We start from the raw sequence: 3,441 nt of genomic DNA, 5'->3' as shown, positions 1-3,441 counted from the left end.
TCCATGTTCTTTTGCGTATCGAATACGCTGATTGATGGAATTAGCCATATCTTGTGTATCTTTTGTTCTGTTTCATTTTCAACTTGAATCTTTATAGTAGGATTCATTTTGTAATGTCAGTTCTGAGTTGATGTTAGCATTACTATGTTGAACTTCACAGCCAAGCCTACGAGCTGTTTCACGGTCGATATGTCGTAAATATCCGAGAATACCGCCGTTTCCCGATTTTGAAGTTTTCGTGCTTGCATATCGCCCTGATTGATGAATCTTAACGCTTGCGTCAAAACTTAAATATCCCACATTTTCCACCACCTTTGATTGATATAATAAATGAGTTAGTAATATCTAACTATCTTTATTATACCACATTGTGAAATATTTAACAAGTGACCCAATAGGTTATAGCCTAATAGGGTATAGCTCACATTTCACAAAGTAAACGGCGGTTTCAAATATATGTCGTGCCACATCTCTTCGGCTTGGCTGTAGCAAAATACAGCGACCGTTTCATTGCATTACACTCTTTTTCGCCATATTTTGCAAAGGAGCTTCGCCCCTCTTGACTCCCCTTTTTTCAAAACCATGCGACAGATTCTGCTACGATCTATCTTGCACGAATCAGCTCCGCTGTGCACGATAGGCATAGCGATTTTTTGTCGCAAGGTTTTATTTGATGGGAAATCTATGTTACATATTTTACCCAAATGATGTGACATGATTTTCCCATGCAAATGTTATGTACCCAGTCATGCCCAAAATATGTGACATAAAATGGGCATATCACGGTACATAAATTTCCCATTATCACTTCGCAGGCTCGTGATTAAAATTGCGGGAGCAGTTGTGAAAGGAGGTACATGGATATGTACGAAAAAATATTATCAGCTTATGTGACTAATCTAGGGAAATACAATGAGGGAGAGCTTGTCGGGAAATGGCTAGACTTCCCAACAACGCAAACAAAAATAAATACAGTATTAAAAGAAATCGGAATTGACGGTACACGTTATGAGGAAATCTTTATTACTGATTATGAATCCAACATTTGCGGATTGGCGGAGTGTTTCGGAGAATACGAAAGTTTATTTGCATTGAATTATCTTGCTGAAAAGATACAGGAATCAGATAGCACGATTGAGGAAGTGGAAGCTTTATTGGATTTCGGAGAGTATATAGGAAGTATCGAAGAACTGGTTACACTTCTTGATAACACGGATTGTTTTATGATGTATGCAGAAGTGGAAAATGATTATGAGCTTGGTTACTATTATGTTCACGAGTTGGGATTGATACAGGAATTGAAAGGGAGTGTATTGGAAAGATACATTGATTATGAAGCGTACGGTCGTGATGTTAGGCTTGATGAGGGAGGAGTATACACGCATAATGGGTATTATGTATATATGATTGATTCCCCAAGAGTACAGAGTGGAGAGGTATGGGGAGCGATACAGGAAATGAAAGAGGATATGAAACGGATTGCTTAAAGCTATCGTTTGTCCGTTTGTCTGACTTTTTCTTTAAAACTTCTTTTTACTTCTATATTATATATGTATATTATTATATTTATTTTCAACCAAGTTATTAAAATAAAGAGAGACAATCGGACAAATATAAAAATATAGAAATAAATTTGTTAATAAAAGACGGACAATCGGACAGCTCCCTCTACTACTGTATGATATAAGGAAAAAAAAGATAATAAAAAAGAAATATCCAAAATACAATGGAATATTTCTTTAATCCTCATCTTTTGTAAACATTATAATGTCATTCGGTGTACAATCTAATATATCACACAAACGTTCTAATGTTGATGTAGTGATGTGTTTGTTATGCTTTAAGTTGTAAACTGTTTTTGATAATATCTTATGTTTATCAATTAGTGTATAAGTAGTTATATTCTTTTCTTTCATTGTTTGCCATAATGGTTCATAAGAAATCAAATCACACACCTCCTACATCTATTATTTTAGATAGATAAGAGGTACTTGAATATATCGATAAGAATCGGTATAATATGAGTTAGTAAAATTTAGTATAATCTATAAATATAAAGGAGAAACAAAGTCATGAAGAAAATCTTATCACTCTTTCTTGTCTTTACTCTTGTATTTTCTCTTTCCGCTTGCGGTAGTAATTCCAAAGAGAAAGACAATGAAACAGAATCTCAAACTGAAACCGTACAGGAAGTTGACCTTACCACTTGCGTGACGGGTTTGCGTGACCGTGTGGTTGAAGTTAATACGAAACCCGACTGGATGGATGGCATAAAGTTCGACGAGAAGTATGTCAAATCTGTAAAGGCAGATGATTCCAAGGTCGATATGACCAAGGCTGGTGAGTATCAGCTTACATACAATATCACGGGTGTGGAATCTAAGGACTTCATTGCCAAGGACGTGAAAGTCATCAAGAAAGTAACTGTTAAGGAAAAGATGACCGAAGAGGAAAAAGCTTCTGAGGAGCAGAAAACTGCCGAAGCACAAAAGCAGGATATAAAGCCTGTGATTGAGGAGAAGGAATCTGGAAATAGTGATAAAAACAGCTCTAGCTCTAAACCAAATAACAATAGTAGTTCCAGCTCTGATAACAGCTCTCCAAGCAAGCCTGCTCCAAGCAAGCCTAATAAGCCTGCACCTGCACCTAGTGAGCCTGCTAAGCCTAGCAAGCCTGCTCACCAGCACGACTGGAAGACTGAGTACAAGACGGTACATCATGAGGCTCAGTATCGTAACGAGCCTGTATATGAAGACCAGATTGTCTACGAAGACCGTCCTGTGTACAAGTGGAGTGCATACTGGACTTGCAATGAGTGTGGTGCTCGCTTTAATGATATCTACGATATCAAGGACCATGTGCTTTATGAGTGTGGTGGAGGCTACACTGCCCATGAAGAGAAAATCCAAACTGGCACTGAACAGGTACAGGTTGGAACGAACCGTGTTCAGGTCGGCACGAACCAGGTTCTTGTAAAGGACGCCTGGGATGAACAGGTTCCAAATGGTCAGTCTTGCTCTTGCGGTGCACGCAAGTAAGCAAAACGCTTAACTCACACACACCCTACCCATTCGGGTAGGGTGTTCTTTTTTTCGCCCGCAGTTACCACCTCTCCAACCTTTCTACAAAAAATATGAAAGAGCAGTTTGCCAAGGATTGTTATATTGATTCGGGCAAGGAATCCATTTTCAGATCTTTTAAAGAATTGAAAACGGATTCCTTTTCATTTAATTGTGGAACGTTTGAAATTGTTAATTTTTTTCTCATTTACTTTATAAAGCTTTTCTAAGTTTCTTAGTCTTTCCATATGATAAAAGGATTCTAACATTCTATTTTGGAGATTATCATAATCCTGTTTTAAGTTTTCTATATCTTCTTCCGAATAGTCCTGTTCACGTCCTTTTATCACATTATTTACATATTCCTCTCGACTATACTCAA

4 protein-coding genes are annotated in these 3,441 nt (G+C 37.4%); 2 read left to right on the top strand and 2 right to left on the bottom strand.

The annotated features are described in order from the left end of the window. Window positions 1-863: 863 nt before the first annotated feature. Window positions 864-1,487 (top strand): antirestriction protein ArdA, encoded by a 624-nt coding sequence (locus LJE08_RS13090; protein WP_227403454.1) that lies wholly within the window; start codon window positions 864-866, stop codon window positions 1,485-1,487. Window positions 1,488-1,739: 252 nt separating this feature from the next. On the opposite strand, the gene LJE08_RS13085 is transcribed toward LJE08_RS13090, so the two are convergent. After that, window positions 1,740-1,946, bottom strand: coding sequence for a helix-turn-helix transcriptional regulator (locus tag LJE08_RS13085; RefSeq protein WP_227403453.1), 207 nt, complete (start codon window positions 1,944-1,946; stop codon window positions 1,740-1,742). A 126-nt stretch (window positions 1,947-2,072) separates the two neighbouring features. On the opposite strand from LJE08_RS13085, the gene LJE08_RS13080 reads away from it, so the two are divergent. Beyond that, window positions 2,073-3,038, top strand: coding sequence for a hypothetical protein (locus tag LJE08_RS13080; protein ID WP_227403452.1), 966 nt, complete (start codon window positions 2,073-2,075; stop codon window positions 3,036-3,038). Window positions 3,039-3,223: 185 nt separating this feature from the next. On the opposite strand, the gene LJE08_RS13075 is transcribed toward LJE08_RS13080, so the two are convergent. After that, window positions 3,224-3,441, bottom strand: a 218-nt coding sequence (locus LJE08_RS13075; protein WP_227403451.1) for a hypothetical protein, incomplete at its 5' end; no start/stop codon positions are given.

Origin of the sequence: Holdemanella sp. DFI.5.55, from assembly GCF_020593575.1 — a bacterium.
Taxonomy (GTDB): domain Bacteria; phylum Bacillota_I; class Bacilli_A; order Erysipelotrichales; family Erysipelotrichaceae; genus Holdemanella; species Holdemanella hominis.
Note: the sequence above shows the minus strand (reverse complement) of the source record. Positions and strands in the feature narration are given on the sequence as shown.